General features: G+C 75.5%; 11 protein-coding genes and 2 pseudogenes. 2 read left to right on the top strand and 11 right to left on the bottom strand.

Annotated features, from left to right (window positions below; genetic code table 11):
* Window positions 1-2: 2 nt before the first annotated feature.
* The 4 genes from KCH_RS33805 to KCH_RS33820 all read right to left on the bottom strand — a co-directional run bounded on the left by KCH_RS33805 (window position 3) and on the right by KCH_RS33820 (window position 6,725).
* A complete protein-coding gene (locus KCH_RS33805) occupies window positions 3-3,200 on the bottom strand; it encodes a tetratricopeptide repeat protein (protein ID WP_035869598.1) in 3,198 nt (1,065 codons plus the stop codon).
* Window positions 3,161-3,805 (bottom strand): hypothetical protein, encoded by a 645-nt coding sequence (locus KCH_RS33810; protein ID WP_035869600.1) that lies wholly within the window; start codon window positions 3,803-3,805, stop codon window positions 3,161-3,163. Before KCH_RS33810 ends, KCH_RS33805 begins: the two co-directional genes overlap by 40 nt.
* A 233-nt stretch (window positions 3,806-4,038) precedes the next feature.
* The gene (locus KCH_RS33815; protein ID WP_244305548.1) at window positions 4,039-4,596 is read right to left on the bottom strand and encodes a fibroblast growth factor; all 558 of its coding nucleotides are present in this window, start codon (window positions 4,594-4,596) and stop codon (window positions 4,039-4,041) included.
* 332 nt (window positions 4,597-4,928) lie between these two features.
* Entirely contained in the window at window positions 4,929-6,725 is a 1,797-nt protein-coding gene (locus KCH_RS33820) for an acyl-CoA dehydrogenase (RefSeq protein ID WP_035869603.1), read from the bottom strand.
* A gap of 119 nt (window positions 6,726-6,844) precedes the next feature.
* On the opposite strand from KCH_RS33820, the gene KCH_RS33825 reads away from it, so the two are divergent.
* Window positions 6,845-7,699, top strand: a complete 855-nt coding sequence (locus tag KCH_RS33825; protein WP_035869607.1) for an acyl-CoA thioester hydrolase/BAAT C-terminal domain-containing protein — start codon at window positions 6,845-6,847, stop codon at window positions 7,697-7,699.
* A gap of 10 nt (window positions 7,700-7,709) precedes the next feature.
* Here KCH_RS33825 and KCH_RS33830 read toward each other — a convergent pair whose 3' ends face one another.
* Window positions 7,710-8,093: a VOC family protein gene (locus tag KCH_RS33830; RefSeq protein ID WP_035869609.1), complete on the bottom strand. Its 384-nt coding sequence runs from the start codon at window positions 8,091-8,093 to the stop codon at window positions 7,710-7,712.
* A 10-nt stretch (window positions 8,094-8,103) separates the two neighbouring features.
* Window positions 8,104-8,391: a hypothetical protein gene (locus KCH_RS33835; protein ID WP_157032308.1), complete on the bottom strand. Its 288-nt coding sequence runs from the start codon at window positions 8,389-8,391 to the stop codon at window positions 8,104-8,106.
* A 116-nt stretch (window positions 8,392-8,507) separates the two neighbouring features.
* On the opposite strand from KCH_RS33835, the gene KCH_RS33840 reads away from it, so the two are divergent.
* Complete coding sequence (locus KCH_RS33840) at window positions 8,508-9,059, top strand: P-loop nucleotide/nucleoside kinase family protein (protein WP_208866018.1); 552 nt, start codon at window positions 8,508-8,510, stop codon at window positions 9,057-9,059.
* On the opposite strand, the gene KCH_RS33845 is transcribed toward KCH_RS33840, so the two are convergent.
* The 5 genes and pseudogenes from KCH_RS33845 to KCH_RS33865 all read right to left on the bottom strand — a co-directional run bounded on the left by KCH_RS33845 (window position 9,038) and on the right by KCH_RS33865 (window position 16,002).
* Entirely contained in the window at window positions 9,038-10,219 is a 1,182-nt protein-coding gene (locus KCH_RS33845) for a type III PLP-dependent enzyme (protein WP_035869613.1), read from the bottom strand. The two genes, KCH_RS33840 and KCH_RS33845, sit on opposite strands and share 22 nt — an antisense overlap.
* Window positions 10,216-11,897: pseudogene (locus tag KCH_RS40480) on the bottom strand (IucA/IucC family protein). Before KCH_RS40480 ends, KCH_RS33845 begins: the two are co-directional and overlap by 4 nt.
* Window positions 11,898-11,940: 43 nt before the next feature.
* Complete coding sequence (locus KCH_RS33855) at window positions 11,941-13,140, bottom strand: MFS transporter (RefSeq protein WP_051653742.1); 1,200 nt, start codon at window positions 13,138-13,140, stop codon at window positions 11,941-11,943.
* A pseudogene (locus KCH_RS33860) lies at window positions 13,137-14,824 on the bottom strand (IucA/IucC family protein). The gene KCH_RS33855 and the pseudogene KCH_RS33860 overlap by 4 nt, the downstream one beginning before the upstream one ends.
* A complete protein-coding gene (locus KCH_RS33865) occupies window positions 14,806-16,002 on the bottom strand; it encodes an ATP-grasp domain-containing protein (RefSeq protein ID WP_035869619.1) in 1,197 nt (398 codons plus the stop codon). Before KCH_RS33865 ends, KCH_RS33860 begins: the two are co-directional and overlap by 19 nt.
* Between the last annotated feature and the right edge of the window lie 31 nt (window positions 16,003-16,033).

The following is a 16,033-nucleotide window of genomic DNA, read 5'->3' on the forward strand; positions in this document are numbered from 1 at the left end:
TACTAGCTGTCCGGGATCGCGCCCGCCGGGAGTTCGTCGATCGCGGCCAGGATGCCGGTCAACTGCGCCACCACGCCGTCGAATTCGGCGGGCCGCTCGGCGGCCAGCGCCCGAACGAGGTCGAGCGCCTCCCGCGCGGTGGCCCGGGCCTCGCCGCGGCGGCCGAGGTTGAGCTGGACCACGGCGAGCACGCGCAGGGCGGCGGCCAGCGGCGACCTGCGGAGACCGGGATCGGCCCGGCAGATACGGACGGCTTCGAGCGCGGGCGCGAGGGCTTCCGGTACGCGACCGGCCATGCCGGACTGGGTGGCCAGGACGATCAGCGCATGGGCCAGCAGCGGGAGATGAGTGCCGGGGTCGGCCTCCGCGAGGGCCCGCCGGAGGACCGCCGCCTCCTCGGCCAGGGCCAGGCCCTCCGCCCACTGGTCGGGTTCGTCCAGACAGTCGGCGAGGTTGGTCAACGCAGCGGCGAGCAGGGCGAGATGACGCCCCGGCACGGCTTCGTCAAGGCTGCGGCACAGGTCGAGGGCGTCGCGGCCACAGGCGGCCGCAGGGCCGGCGGTCCCGGCGAGGCGGAGCTCCTCGGAGAGCCGGAGCAGTGCGAGGACCAGCCGGGGCAGGTGGGTGCCCGGATCCGCGGTGGCCAGGGCGGTGCAGACCTCGACGGCCTCCGCACCCAGGGGCACCGCGTCGAGGTGCCGGCCCAGGTGGCCGAGCGTGTCGGCGAGGCGCTCCAAGGAGTCGGCCAGCTGGAGGAGATCGGCCGGCCGGTCGAGCCCGCGGAGCAGGTCCACCGCTTCCCGGCCGGCCGGCAGCGCCTCCTCCGGGCGGTCGAGCATGAGGAGGTGATTGGCCAAGTGGCCGAGAGCGCTGGCGAGTTTGGGCGCGTGGACGGTGCGGGAGCGCTCGGCCAGCAAGCGGTAGAGCGCCACCGCCTCCTGAGCGGCCGTCATGCCCTCCTCGGCCCGGCCCTGGTGACCCAGATGGCGGGAGAGGCAGATCAGCGCTGCGGCGAGGTGGCCCGCGTGCGCGTCCTGCGGTGTCGTGCGCAGGGTACGGGCGACGGCCACGGACTCCCGGGCCCGGGCCAGTGCTTCGGTGCTCCGGCCGAGCGCGTCGAGGTGGTCGGCGAGGGCGGTCAGGACGACGATCAGCTCGGGCAGGCGGGCGTCCGGATTCCCGGCCGCGAGCCGGCGGAGCAGGGCGGTCGCCTCCTCGGCGGACGCCAGCCCCTGTTCCGGCCGACCGAGCAGGTGGCAGGCCTGGGATTCGTTCGTCAGCGCGCCGGCCAGGGCGGGCAGGTAAGCGTCCGGATCCCCCTCCGCGAGCACCCGGTAGGCGGCCACCGTACGGCCGGCGGCAGTGACGGCCTCGGGAAGGCGGCCGAGCTCACCCAGTCGAACCGTCAGCGTGGCCAGCGCGGCCGCCCGTTGCCGGACGTGGCTTCCGGCGAGCTTCTGGTAGAGGGCGACCGCTTCCTGGACGGCGGCCAGACCGTCCTCGTGCCGACCGAGCGTTCCGAGGACGTTGGACTGGGTGAGCAACGCGCCGGCCAGTCCCGGGAGACCCGCTTCGCCGCGCCCCCGGTGCAGTGCCACGGCCTCCACCGCCGCGGTCAGCCCGTCGTCCGGCCGGTGGGCCCTGGCGAGCCGTGAAGCGAGACTGCCGAGCGCGGAGGCCAGAGCCTCGGCGTGGCGTTCCGGATCGACGGCGTGGAAGGCACGGTACAACGCGACCGCCTCCTCGACGGCCGTCAGGCTCTCCTCCGTGCGGCCGAGCTGCCTCGTCCGCACGGAGAGCTCGTTGAGCGCCGTCGCCAGGTGCAGCCCGTACCGGTCGGGGTCGGTGGCGGCCGGCTCTCGCAGACGTCCCGTCAGAACCCGCGCGAGGAAGGCGGCCTCGTGCACCAGGGCCTGGCTGGCGTTCGGGAGCAGGTCGCTGAGGTCCATCAGCTCCCGCAGCGGTGCCCCCGGGTCCTGGACGATCGCCCGCAGGGCGGCCAGCAGCGGGCCCGGACGGGGGCTGCGGGTGGCCAGGCGGACGAAGTGCGGGGCCAGCGTGGTGCGGTGACGGACGCACAGGGAGGTCAGGTGGGGGTCGAGGCGGCCGGCGAGGGCGGGGTGGGCGGCGGCGCGGGTGTAGACGGTGAGGAGGTGGGCGGTGCGGTCGGGGCCGAGCGCGGGGAGGAGCTGCTCGGGGAGGGCCGGGTCGGTGTCGAGGACGCGGGCGATGTGGCGTTCGGCGAGGCGGTCGGGCGGCAGCGGGGCGAACGGCTGGGGCGCGGGCGCGGGGTAGAGCGCGCCGAGCCAGGCCGTCACGGTGTCCCGGCGGTCGCGGGACCGGTCGGCCAGCGCCGGGAGCCGGCGCCACAGCAGGTCGGCCTGCTCGCGGTCGGCCGCCCCGGCCAGGTTCGCCGCCGCGACGACCGCGTCCAGCGCCCGCGCCGACAGCGCGGGCGCGAGACCGAGCGCGCTCGCGGTGCGCTGCCAGTAGCGGCGCTCGTGGCCCAGCAGCCGGTCCTCCACCGCGGCCGCGCCGTGCCCGGCCGGGGACTCCGCGCCGCCGGTGGTGTCGAGCAGGTCGGCCAGCGCCGCCATCTGCAGGGTCAGCGCGTTGCCGTACCCGGGCTGGTCCAGCCCGGACGCCATCGGCATCGCGGCGGCCACGCCCGCCCAGTCCGGCCCCGACTGGCCGTCGACCAGGGGCAGTGCGGCGGCCAGCGCCTCCAGCGCGGCCCGGTACGCGGCCGGGCGGCCCGCCGGGTCGTCCTGGAGCGGGTCGAGCCGCCGGGTCGGGGCGTGCTCCAGGAGGTCCTGGGCCAGGTCGTCGGCGGTGACGGCCTGCTGCCACCAGTCGCCGTCGGTACGGGCCAGCAGCAGGAGCTTGAACGCGGACGGACCGCGGTGCGCGGCCGCCGCCGCGACCAGCGCGGCCAACTGCCCGGTGCGGTGCTCCGCGTAGTCGAGGACGACCAGCAGCGGACGCGCCGCCCACCGACACTCCGTCAACTCCTGCGCCCCGGCGTCCGGGCGCGGCCACAGCACCGCCCACTGCCGCCCCGACAGCCGGGCCGCCAGCTCGTGCGCCAGCCGGGTCTTGCCCTGCCCGCCGGGCCCGTGCAGCAGCCAGGCACCGAAGCCGCCGCGCCCGCACCAGTCCGTCAACTCGTCCAGCAGCGCGTCCCGCCCGTGGAACGGCACCGCCTGCCGGGCCGCCCGCAGCAGCGCCGCGGGGGAGCGGACCGGCCCGCCGCCCGGTCCGGGGCGAGCGCCGGATCCGCCAGGTGCCGCAGCTCGACCGGCTCCAGCGCGGCCGGCACCCCGTGCGCCGCCAGCACGGCCCGGAACGCCGGGTCGTGGAGCAGCACGTAGGCGGGCACCAGGTTCAGCTGCGCCCCGCCCGAGTGCGCCCGCTCCGAGGCGACCACGCCGGTCAGCAGCTCCTCGCAGTGCACCGCGGCCCCCGACAGGCCGCCCCAGGCGGACCCGTCGGACCACTGCGGCGGGTGCTGGCGCAGGTCCATCACGTGCCGGTTGTCGGCGAAGCCGGTGCCCGGGTTCAACTCCCCGAGCAGCTGCACCGCCTCCGCGGGCCGGCCGGGACGCTGGGCGAGCTCCGGCAGGCCCCAGGTCTCGCAGACCGTGCCCGGACGGTCCGTCACCAGCCGCCCCCAGCGCACCGGTCCGGGCGGCTCCGGCCACAGCGACGCGTCGACCAGCAGCAGCGCGGCGTCGTCCCGGCCGCCCGGGGTGCCGCACCACAGCACCTCGGCGCCGACCGGGCCCGCGCCCGCGGGCCGGAACACCTCGACGCCTCCGCCCGCCCGGCGCCCACCACATGAGCGGAGGTCAGCACCAGCCGCCCGCCGACCGCGTACCCCGAACCCGGACCGCCCGGGCCACGGACCCCACCAGCCGCGACCGCTCCACGCCGCTCCCGCCCTCCCCGAACCTGCGAACCGCACCAGCGTAGAGGGGCGTCCGCGGGCACGGGCGCGGGCCGCACCCGCCGAACGGCAGGTGCGGCCCGCGGAGTCGCTCAGGCGAGGTCGAGGTAGAACTTCTCGTCACCGCCGCCGTTGGCGTTGATCTGGCAGTTCACCGTGCCGCCGGGGCCGGTCGCGGCGGTCACGCCGCTGCCGACCACCAAACGCAGGAAATGGTTGGGAAAAGCCGTCGCCGATTCGAACGAGAACGAGCCGTTCGCCTGCGGGCGGAGGGTGTACATCTCGTACGCCATGGCGCCGAACTGACAGTTGACCGCTCCTCCGCCGGCCATGGTGTCCGGAACTCCGGCGCCGTCCATGCGGAGGAAAACGCCGGGGAAAGCCACCGACTCGAATGCGAACGAACCGTCACTCTGCGGCCGGACCCGGAATGCCGTCCAGGGGCCGGTGCCGAACTGGCAGTTGACCTTTCCGGCGCCGCCGCCGGCGAACTCGGTCACGCCGGTGCCGTCCATGCGCAGGTAGATGTTCGGGTAGTGGTCCGACTGGATCGTGACCGGGGCGTCGCCGAGCTTCGCGAGGTCGGCCGCTGACAGAGGCATGAGGGTGTCTCCTTGATCCGGGCGAGTTTGCGGACGAGTTGCGGACAAGGGCCTTCGAGGGTGCGTCGAGCCGTGCGGAACCGCCACTTTCGCGCGCTGAATTCCGGAATCGGCAGACCTGTCGACGCCGAACCGGAAAGCATGGTGAATCGCCGGACAGGGCGGCATTTCCGCCGCCGACGATGAATGTGCCGCCCCCGCTTGTCTTTCCTGCTGTCGCAGGCCCCGCACCGACTGTAATCGGGCCGGTGCGGGCTGTCCAGAGTCCCTGCTTCCGCTTAGCCGGGCGGATCATGGAATGCGCCCGCGAAAGGCCCATTGACCTGGGAGCGGCGGGAATGCCGAGGGCGGAAATTCCGGTCGGAACGGTGGGGGACGGTTCAGAACCACTCCGACGGGGTGTCGGCGGCCGTCCGGTCCAGCGCGTCGAGGAGGTCGAACTGCGGGCCGGTACGGGGGAGTTCGACCCGGAAGAACCAGCGGGCGGCCTGCCGCTTGCCGTGGTGGAACGCGGAGTCGGCGCCGCCCAGCGCCAGGTACTGCTCCAGCCAGATCCAGGCCAGCACCACGTGGCCGACCGCCTCCAGGTACACCGAGGCGTTCGGCAGCGCCACCTCCGGGTCGCCGGACGCCCACAGCACGCCGGTGGTGTGCCGCACCCGCCCGGCGGCGGCCTCCAGCGCGGCCGCGAACTGCCCGGCCTCGCCGCCGAGTTGGGCCGCCCGGGCGGCGGTCGCCGCGAACGCGTCCAGCAGCACCGCCAGGCCCGCGCCGCCGCCGCGCACCACCTTGCGGCCTAGCAGGTCGAGCGCCTGGATCCCGTGCGTGCCCTCGTGGATCGCGTTCAGCCGGTTGTCCCGGTAGAACTGCTCCACCGGGTGGTCGCGCGTGTAGCCGTACCCGCCGTGCACCTGGATCGCCAGGTCGTTCGCCGCCAGGCACCACTGCGACGGCCAGCTCTTCGCCACCGGCGTCAGCACCTCCAGCAGCTGCCCCGCCGCCGCCCGCGCGGCCGGATCCGGCGCGGTCCGCTGCTCGTCGATCAGCCGGCTGCAGTACAGGCCGAGCGCCAACGCCCCCTCCACGTACGACTTCTGGGCCAGCAGCAGCCGCCGGACGTCCGGGTGCCCGACGATCGGCAGCTGCGGCGCGGACGGGTCACGGCCCGTCAGCGGACGGCCCTGCGGACGGGAGCGGGCGTACTCCAGCGCGTGCAGGTACCCCGTGTACCCGAGGGCCGCCGCGCCCAGGCCGACGCCCGTCCGGGCCTCGTTCATCATGTGGAACATGCAGGCCAGCCCCTGGTGCAGCTCGCCCACCAACTCGCCCACCGCACCCGGCTCACCGCCCGGACGGTGCCGCCCCTCGCCGAAGTTCAGCACCGTGTTGACCGTCCCCCGGTAGCCCATCTTGTGGTTCAGCCCCGCGAGCACCACGTCGTTCCGCTCGCCGAGCGAACCGTCCGCCGCCACCAGGTACTTGGGCACCGCGAACAGCGACAGGCCCCTCACCCCGGCCGGTGCGCCCGGGGTCCGCGCCAGCACCAGGTGGACGATGTTCTCGCTCAACTCGTGGTCGCCGCCGGAGATCCACATCTTCGTCCCGAACAGCCGGTACCCGCCGTCCGGCCGGGGCTCGGCCGTGGTCCGCACGTCCGCCAGCGAGGAGCCGGCCTGCGGCTCGGACAGGCACATGGTGCCGAAGAAGCGCCCGGCGGCGAGCGGCCGCACCAGGCGCTCGCGCTGCTCCGAAGTGCCGTACACGGCGAGCAGGTTGGCGTTGGCGACGGTCAGGAACGGGTAGGCCGCGGTGCCGACGTTCGCCGCCTGGAACCAGGCCGTGCAGGCGTTCGCCAGCAGCGTCGGCAACTGCTGGCCGCCCAGGTCGTGGTCCATCGCCGCGGCCATCAGCCCCGAGTCGACGAACACCTTCAGCGCCGCCCCCACCTCCGGGTGCAGCACCACCCGCTCGCCGTCGAAGCGCGGCTCCTCGACGTCGTTGCGGCGGTTGTGCGGGGCGAAGTGCCGTGCGGCGAGCTCCTGGGCGAGATCCAGCACCGCGTCGAAGGTCTCCCGGTCGTGCTCCGCGAACCGCTCCCGCGCGATCAGCTCCTCCGCCCCCAGCCAGTCGTACAGCAGGAAGTCCAGATCCCGGCGGGACAGCAGGAGTTCGGCCATGGCACACCCCGATCACGAAGGAAGTCCGACGGCCGGAGAGACTAGTACCGCAACGGTGCCCGCCGCAGGGCCGGCGGTCCCGGCGGCGCCGACCGCCGATCAGCCGTGGGAGGGCTCGGATGGACGTCGTCGAACGGGAGCTGACGGAGCCGTGGGAGGCGCTGCTGGTCGGGCCGGCGGGCGGGAGCGGGGCCGCGGTGGTGGTGCTGTCCGGATCCAGCGGGCGGGTCGAGCGGGAACGGGCGCGGCTGCTGGGGCGGGCCGGCGTGACGGCGCTGACGATCCGGTGGTTCGGCGGGCCGGGGCAGCCGCCGGGGGTGTGCGAGGTGCCGCTGGAGACCTTCACCGCGGCGGTCGACCTGCTGCGGGAGAACGGGGCGCGGCGGATCGGGATGCTCGGGACGTCGAAGGGCGCCGAGGCCGCGATGCTGACGGCCGTTCACGACCCGCGGGTGGACGCGGTGGTGGCGCTGGCGCCCACCTCGCTGGTGTGGAGCAACGTCGGTCCGGGCCGGGACGGCGCCGACCGGCCGCTCCGCTCCAGCTGGACCTGGCAGGGGCGGCCGCTGCCGTTCGTGCCGATCGACGAGACCTGGCGGCCCGGCGAGCCGGAGGGCCGGCCGGTGGCCATCCGCGGCTGGTACGAGCAGAGCCGGCGGACCTCCGCGGAGGCCGTCCCGGCGGCGGAGATCCCGGTGGAGGCGACCCGCGCCGAGCTGCTGCTGATCGCGGGCGGCGCGGACGCGATGTGGCCCGCCCTCCCGTTCGCCGAGCAACTCGCCGCGCGGCGGCGCGCGGCCGGCCTCGGCGTGCGGCTGGTGGAGCGCCCCGACGCCGGCCACCGGATCCGGCTCCCCGGCGAGAGCCCGGCGCCGGAGTCCGCGCAGTTCGACTACGGGGGGACGCCGGAGGCCGACGCCCTGCTCGGCGCGGCCGCGTGGCCGCACGTGGTACAGGTGCTGACGGGCCGTTAGAGCGGCCCGGTCAGACGGCCGGGATGCGGGTGCGCAGCAGGCAGAAGACGTTGCCCTCGAGATCGGCGAGGACGTGCCAGCTCTCCTCGCCGCTCTGACCGACATCGGCGGGCTTCGCGCCGAGGGCGAGCAGACGGGCGAGTTCGGCGTCCTGGTCGCGGTCGGTGGGGCTGACGTCCAGGTGCAGCGGAAGCTTCGCCGGGCGCGGGTCGGCGGTCGGGCTGAGGATCAGCGTCGGCAGCGGCCCGCCGAATCCGACGCCGGGCGGCCCGATCTCGATACCGCCGTCGGGTTCGCGGCCCAGCTCGACGTAACCGAGGACCTCGCACCAGAAGGCGGCGAGCAGCTCGGGGTCGGCGCAGTCCAGGATCAGCTCGCTGATGCGGCATGCCATGACGGGCAGTCTAGACGGGTTCGTCGCCGTCGGAGGAGCCACTGCGGCGGAGCAGCGAGCGCAGTGGGGCGGCGACCACTGCGGCGGTGCCGGAGGTGATCAGGAGGCAGGCTGCGAGGAGCAGTCCGTTGCGTCTGACCCGGCAGTCGGGGTTGAACTCGGCGGAGTAGCCGGGGCCGCCGAAGCCGGAGCCGCAGTAGAGGGTGCTGTGCCCGTCGTTGTCGTACGGGTCCGGGTACAGGCCGACCCCGGTTCCCACCAGGACCGCCAGGATTCCGGCCGCCACCATCCGACGCATGCGCCGCCTCCCGTTCGCTTCGCGGACCTGCCGTTCACGAGCACGGACGAGTGGCCGGGCCGATCGGTTGCGGTGCGGTCGGTGCCCGGGCGCCGCCGGGGCACTGGCCTGACGGCGTGACAGGGCGATCGAGCACCGTGGTGCTGATGTGCGGCCTTCCGGGGTCGGGGAAGACCACCTATGCGCGGGGGCTGGTGCGGCGGGGCTTCGCCCGGCTGTCGATCGACGAGGAGGTCTGGCGGCTGCTCGGGCAGCGGGACGCCGGACTCGTGCTGGCGGCCGAGGAGTTCGACCGGCTCAAGGAGGAGGTGCGCGGGCGGCAGCGGCGCGAGCTCGTCGAACTGCTGCGGGCCTGGCGGGACGTGGTGGTGGACTACAGCTGCTGGAGCCGCGCCGCCCGCGAGGACTACCAGCAGCTGGTCGAACAGCACGGCGGCCGCTGGGAGTTGGTGCACCTCAAGGCCGACCGGGCGACGCTGGAGCGCCGCCTGGAGGCGCGGAACCGCGAGGAGGGCGCCGACTCCGTGACGGTGGACCGGGCACTGTTCGACCGCTACGTCGCCATGTTCGAGGAGCCGGTCGGCGAGGGCGAGCAGCTCGTCCCGCAGCCCGCGCCGCCCGGCGGGCGGGCGGGCCTGAACGGCGGTCAGGCCCCGTCGTCGAGGTAGTGGAAGGACGGACGGGGGTGCATCAGGAACTCGTGGTGCGAGATGTTCCACCCGTACGCGCCGGCCATCGCGAACAGCAGCCGGTCGCCGGCCCGGAGTTCGGCGACGGGGGCGCGGGCGGCCAGCACGTCCTTCGGGGTGCAGAGCTGGCCGGAGACGGTGATCCGGGTGCCGGTGGCGGTCGGCCGGGGCCAGGGGTGCGGCCAGTGGTCGACCGGGAGGACGGTGAACGGCTGGGAGTGGCCGCGGGTGGCCGGGGTGCGCAGGTGGTGGGTGCCGCCGCGGACCACGGCGAAGGCCTCGCCGTGGCTGTGCTTCACGTCCAGCACCTCGGTGGCGTACCAGCCGCAGTACGCGGTGAGGGCCCGGCCGGGCTCGATCCGGAGCGTCCCGAGGGCGGGGTGACGGTCCAGCAGGTCGGCGAGGCCCCGGCCGAACGCGGTCCAGTCGAAGCGGGCCTCCGGGTCCGCGTAGTCGACCGCCATGCCGCCGCCGACGTTGACCTCGTGCAGCGGGAAGCCGTGCCGGGCGGCGAGTCCGGCCGACCAGCCGACGATCCGCTCGGCGAGCCGCAGCAGTTCGGTGGCGGGCAGGCCGCTGGCCAGGTGGGCGTGGATGCCGCGCAGGCGCAGCCGTTCGAAGCCGGGGGAGGCGAGCAGCGCCAGGCAGTCCTCGATCCGGTCGGGGTCCATGCCGAACGGGGTGGGGCGGCCGCCCATCGCCAGCGCGACGCCGTCCAGGGCGCCGTCACCGACCGGCAGGTTGGCGCGCAGCAGGACGTCCACGGGGCGGTCGGCCGCGGCGGCGAGGGCGCGCAGTTCGCGTTCGCTCTCCACGTGCCAGCGCCGGACGGCGGGCAGCCGGAGGGCGGCGGCGATCTCCTCGGGCGACTTGCCGGGGCCGCCGAACGCCAGCGGCGCGTCCGGGACGGCGGCGTGAACGTGCGTCAACTCGCCGCCGGAGGACACCTCGTAGCCGTCGACCAGGCCGCGCAGCGCGGCCAGCAGCGGCGCCTCCGGGTTGGCCTTCGCGGCGTAGTAGAGCTCGACCCGGGCGGGGAGGGCGGCGCGGACCTCGGCGGCGTGGGCGCGCAGCGCCGCCAGGTCGTACAGGTAGGCCGGGAGGCCGGTGAGCGTGGCGGCGGCGGTGCGGACGGTCACACGTACTCCTTGGCGGCGGCGGGGAGCGCCGGGCAGGCCCCGGCGGGGAGGGAGAGCGGCGAGGCGATCGGCAGGTAGCCGGCCTCGCGGTCGGGGCGGCGGGCCCAGCGGGTGAGCAGGTTGGCCTTGGCGGGCAGCGGAACCCCGGCCAGCAGGCGGCGAGCCGCGGCGGGCAGCCGTGGCGGTCGGCGTGCTCGCCGAGCACCGCGCGGACCTCCGCCCAGAGTTCGGCCTCCAGTTCGGGATGCCGGTCGGCGAGCGCGGCGAGCAGTTCGGCGACGTGGTTGACCAGCAGGCAGTAGACGACCCGGTCCCAGCCGCGCCGGGCGTCGTAGGCGATCGGGCCGGCGACCTCGGCGGGCAGGGCGGCGAGCCGGGTCGCGTGGTGCTCGGGGAGCAGCTTGGTGCCCTCCAGGTCGCGGAACAGCGCCTGCGCGGGCCGGCCGTCCGCGTCCACGCAGATCAGCACGTTCTGCAGGTGCGGTTCCAGCACCACGCCGTGGTCGAAGTACGCGGAGAGCACCGGCGGTACGACGAGCCGCAGGTAGGCCGCCCACCAGGCGCGGGCGTCGGCGGCGTTGCGCCCGGCCAGCAGGGCGGAGACCTGGGCGGGACTGGTCGGGTACTCGTCGGCGACGGCGGCGGCCAGCAGCGGGGTCAGGCCCGGCCGGACGGCCTGCCCCAGGCCCTCGCGGACGATCAGCCCGAGGCCCTCGAACAGCTCCGGGTCCGGGGCGCCGTCCGGGCCCGGCAGCGCGAGGGTGCGGAACGCGGGCTCCCGCAGCACCGCGGCGTCGGGGAAGCGGTCCGCCAGCTCGGCGAGCGGCCCGGCGAGCAGCCGGGTGAGGGCGACCGCGCCGGTCAGCTCGTACGCCGCGTTCTTGCGCAGGCAGTTGGTGATCCGCACGTTCAGGCTGAACTTGAGGAACGCGTCCTCGCCGTACAGGGTGCGCACCGAGGCGGTGGCCGCGTACGGGGCGCCGCCCTCGCCCAGGTCGAGCACGTCGCCGCGTTCCAGCGCGGCGGTCAACAGCGGGTGGTCGGACAGCAGTTGGTACTGCCAGGGGTGCGCGGGCAGCAGGGTGTAGCCGTCCGGGACGGCGCGCAGCGCGTCGAGGCGGGCGAGCGCGGCCGGGTCGGCGGCGTCCTGGGCGAGGTAGGCGCTGCGGACGGCGAGGTGGCGCAGGCGGAACGCGGCGCGCGCCTCGGGCGCGTGGTCGGACCACGAACCGCGGGCGGCGGAGCGGGACTTGGGCGCCGGGTGGAAGCGGTGGCCGAAGAGCAGGGCCTGCTCGGACTCCAGGTACCGGTCCGCCCCGGCGGCGGGCCGGCCGGCCAGCGCGGCGGCGACGCCCCGGTGGCTGGAGGCGACCTGCTCGACGAACTCGTCGTTGGCCACGCCGGTGCGCAGGGTGAGTTCGGCGCGGACGTGCTCGGCGAGTTCGCGCCACCCCGACTCCCGCCAGCCGTCCGGGGTCTGCTCCTCGACCGGGCCGGTGAAGCGGTGCGCGCCGAGCAGCGAGGTGCGGCGCAGCGCGACCCGGAGCAGGACGCCGCGGCGCGGCAGGCGCAGCAGCAGGACGCCGTCGGCGACCGCCGCCTGGTGCTCGGGGCCGGAGACCTCGCGGAGCAGGCAGTTGAGCAGGGTGTGGGAGACGACGTGGTCGGCGGTGGGCAGGGCGTCCGGGCCGCCGCCGCGGGGTGGCGTTCGGTCTGCGTGGTCATCGGGGGCTCCAGCGGATCAGGAGGACGAGGAGGGCGGCGAGCACGGCCGCCCCGGTGCCGGCCAGCACCGGGGCGGCCGGGCCGTAGCCGCCGTTGACCAGGGCGGCGGCGCCTCCGGCGGCGACCGCGCCGCCCTTGGAGACCAGTTCGAGGGTGCCGAACATCCGCCCGGGCGCCCGGCCTTCGGCCGCGGCCGCGGCGAGCACCGACAGGCAGACCAGGCCGAGCGTGAGGCCGGCGCCGAGGACGGTCCGGGTGACGGCGAAGGCCGGCAGGGAGTGCGCGGCGCCGTGTCCGGCCAGGCCGAGGCCGACCAGGGCGAAGGCGGCGAACAGGCCGGTGCGCGGTCGGTGCCGGAAGTGCCGGTGCACCCGTCCGGCGGTCAGCAGGTACACCAGGTGCGGCAGGGCGAACAGCAGGCCGGAGACGGTGCCGGAGACGCCGGGCAGCCGCTGCTCGACCAGGGCGATCAGGTAGGGGAAGGAGATGACGGTGGCGAACACGAAGGCGAACTCGAAGAGGTACAGCAGCCGCAACGGCCTTGTCGGCGCGGCCGCTTGTGCGCCGCCGGCGGCCGCCGGGGCAGCGGCCGGGCGCCGCGGTTCCGGCAGCAGGGCGAGCAGCCCGGCGGCGGCCAGCGGCAGCGCCGCCATCAGCAGGTACTGGCGGTGCGGCGCGATCCACGGGGAGAGCGCGCCGACCAGGATCGGCGCGGCGACCAGCGAGGCCCGGGCGCTGCCCTGCATCAGGGTGAGCGCCCGGGAGAGTTCGGAGCCGCGCAGCGCCGCGCCGAGGTAGCCGTTGGTGGCGGCGAAGGTCCCGCCGAGGAAGCCCTGCAGCACCAGCGCGGCGGCGAACGCGGGCAGCGAGTCCGCCGCCCCGGCCAGCAGGAACGAGACGGTGAGCCCGAGTTGGGCGCGCAGCAGCAGCCGCTTGCGGCCGAAGCGGTCCGCGAGCCGCCCCCAGAACGGGGCGCCGAGCGCGCCGAACACGGTCGGCACGATGTACAACAGCCCCGCCCAGCGCCCTTCGCGGTCGCCGAGGGTGGGCAGGATCCCGGTCAGGTACGGCGGCAGGCCGAGCGCCGCGAACGAGGCGACGAAGTAACAGGCGGCCACCGCGTGCACCTGGCGCCGGTCGAGGCCGGCGGGCCGCTCGGCGGTGGCGGAGTCGCGCTCCAGCGCCCCGGTGCTCACGACGTCCCCGCGCGGCGCAGGTAGTTGGGCCCGTCGGTGTAGTGCTTGTTGATGTCGGCGGCGCCGGAGCGTTCCTTGCTCAGCAGGGTGCCCGCCGTCACCATCGCCTTGACCGGCAGCCGTTCGGCGTCCAGCAGGTCGGCGCGCAGCGCGGCGCCGGCCGGGCCGAGCCGGTCGACGGCCTCGGTGAGTGCTTCGCGCAGCAGGCCGAGGGTGCGCTCCAGCGGGGCGCGGCCGTGCTCGGCGAGGCCGAACGCCAGGGCGGCGGTGCAGAGATGGCCGGTGATGGTGGTGAACAGGTCGGTCAGCGGCCGGTCCTGGTCGCCGAAGATCCGCCGGTCGTCGAACAGCGCCCGGTACGGGGCGAGTTCACCGAGCCGGGCGGTGTTGATCCGGGGGCCGTCGTTGTCCTTGTAGAGCAGCCGCAGCCTGGTCCGGCCCTCGACGGTGTCCAGCACCAGCGAGGTGTTCTGCTGGTGCGACTCCAGCGCGATGCCGTACCCGAACAGCGTGGTCTGCCAGTCCAGCAGCAGTTCCACCAGCTCGCGGTACAGGTCGAGCACCGAGCCGCCGTGGAAGCGGTCCGCGAGGTGGTCGACCACCAGCCGGCCGCCCGGCGCGGGCGCCAGCAGCGCGGCCAGCGGCACCGTCACGGCCTCGTCCAGGCCGGCCGGGTAGCGGCGCAGCAGGACGGCGAGCAGTTCCTCGCCGGCGGCCTGCGCGTGGCACTGCTCGTCGGCGTGCAGGATCCGGGCGGCGAGCCGGGGTTCGCGCTCCAGGACGGCCTGGAGCAGGAGCTGCCCGGCGGCCCCGTCGGTGAGCGTGCCCGGCTTGATGGTGCGCCGGTTGCGCTGCCCCAGGGTCGCGGTGGCCAGCGGCAGTTTCAGGTGCACGGACGGGTCGTGGGCCACCGCGACGGTGCGCATCGACAGCGTGGGCAGCACCCGCCAGTACGGCTCCTCGGCGAGCACCGCGCCCGGCAGGTCCGGGAGGTGACCGACCGTCAGCGGATGCACCGGAATGGTCGCGTAGGCGCCGTGCACGCCGAGCCGGCGGGCGCTCGGCCACCAGTCGGGCAGCGGCCCGGCGCCGTGCGTGTCCAGCTCGCCGGCGGCACGGCCAGCCAGCGCAGCTCGAAGGACGGATGGAACTCCGGCGCATAGGCCGTCAAGTGACTGACCGTCAGCCCGGAGCGGCCGCGCGCGGTCGGGTACACCGGGTGGTCGAGGTAGGCGGCGAGGGTGTCGAAGGCCAGCGAGGGGCCGAGGCCGGACCACCGCGCCGGGTCCGCGCCGTAGGTCTCGGCGAGCCGCTCGTGCACCCCGTCCCGAACGCGCTCGTGCAACTCCATGGTGGCCAGGGTCTGCCGGCACTCCTCGGCGAACGCCAGGTGCCCCGGCCGGTCCGGCGGGTCCGCCTCCTCGGCCAGCCGGGCCAGGATGTCCGGCAGCCCGGTCAGCTCGACGCCGTCCACCGCCAGCAGCGGCAGCCGGGCCGCGTACGCGCACTGGAAGCCGTCCGCCACCACCGGCAGGCCGAAGCGGCCGCTGCGCAGCCACGGCCCGTCCGCCCGCCGCTCCAGCGCGGCACCGCTGCGCAGGCCCAGCACGTCCTCGCGCAGCAGCGCGCTCAGCACCCGCAGCGTCAACTGCCGCTCCGCACCGGTCACGGCGTGATCTCCCAGCGGTTGGCGGCGAGGAACCCGGCGACGGCGGCGTCCACCTGCTGCTGGCTCGGGCCGGTCGCCCAGACCACGCCCAGGTAGTCGCGGTTGGTGCGGTACAGCTCGTGGCGCTCGCCGATCCGGCGCACCGGCCGGTAGGAGAGGGTGACGCCGTCGGCCTCGCGGTCGAACGGGCCGGGCGCGGCGACCAGGGTGCCGGCCCGCCCGGCGAGCACCGGCTCGTTGCGGGCCCGCCGGTCGGTGCGCAGCCCCAGGTCGGCGGGCAGCCGCTCGCCGAGGTGGGCGCGCAGTACCAGTTCGAAGAACGGGATGCCGAGGATCCGCGCCAGCATCAGGTCGCACTGGTCGCCGATGGCACGGTAGTTGACCTCGATGATCCGGGCCCGGCCGTCCGGCTGGACGACGAACTCGGTGTGGCAGGCGCCGAGCCCGACGCCGAGCGCGTCGAGCTGCGCCAGCACCTGGGCGGTGACGTCCTCGGGGTGGGCCGGGACGAAGGTCAGGACCTCCTCGATGAAGTCCGGCGGCGGCGAGAGCCTGGTCCGGAAGCCGCCGAGGACGTGCCGGGTGTGCCCGTCGCCGAGGGTCTCCAGGGTGTGCAGCTCGCCCGCCAGGAACTCCTCCACCACCAGCGTCGCCCCGGCCCGCCGGGCGCGGATCTCCGCGCAGCGGCGGGCGAGTTCGGCCGCGTCGGCGACCAGCGAGACGTCCTCGCTGGCCACCCCCTCGCGCGGCTTCACCACGCACGGGAACGGCACGTCCAGCCCGGCCGGGTCGGCGCCCGGCGGCAGCTCGGCGGCGCGGACGGCGTCCAGCCCGGTCCGCGCCAGGTGCCGGCGCAGCTGGCCCTTGTCCTTGGCCCGCAGCGCTGCCCGCCAGTCCTTGGCGGGCAGCCCGAAGTACTCGGCGGCCAGTGCCGTCTGCGTCTGCAGGTGGTCGCTGTTGCTGAACACCGCGTCGGGCGAGGCCAGTTGGGAGACGGTGCTGATCACCGCGCGGAAGTCGCGGACCTCGCACTCGACCAGCTCCACCGCGAACTCCCGGTCCGCGTAGGCCCGGCGATGGTCCTCGACGCTGTCGGTCAGCACCGTGACGTCGAGTCCGAGCCTCGCCGCCGCCGGCAGGAAGCCGTCGGTCACCGAGTCGGTGGGGTTCAGGGCGAGCAGGTACAGCCGCATGGTGATCGGTCCCCGATTCGAGTGGCGGAAG

The organism is Kitasatospora cheerisanensis KCTC 2395 (assembly GCF_000696185.1).
Taxonomy (GTDB): Bacteria; Actinomycetota; Actinomycetes; order Streptomycetales; family Streptomycetaceae; genus Kitasatospora; species Kitasatospora cheerisanensis.

Coding starts and splice junctions, on each gene's coding strand:
- KCH_RS33820 (WP_035869603.1), bottom strand. CDS start 6,725: ATGGCCGAACTCCTGCTGTCCCGCCGGGATCTGGACTTCCTGCTGTAC.
- KCH_RS33825 (WP_035869607.1), top strand. CDS start 6,845: ATGGACGTCGTCGAACGGGAGCTGACGGAGCCGTGGGAGGCGCTGCTG.
- KCH_RS33830 (WP_035869609.1), bottom strand. CDS start 8,093: ATGGCATGCCGCATCAGCGAGCTGATCCTGGACTGCGCCGACCCCGAG.
- KCH_RS33835 (WP_157032308.1), bottom strand. CDS start 8,391: ATGCGTCGGATGGTGGCGGCCGGAATCCTGGCGGTCCTGGTGGGAACC.
- KCH_RS33865 (WP_035869619.1), bottom strand. CDS start 16,002: ATGCGGCTGTACCTGCTCGCCCTGAACCCCACCGACTCGGTGACCGAC.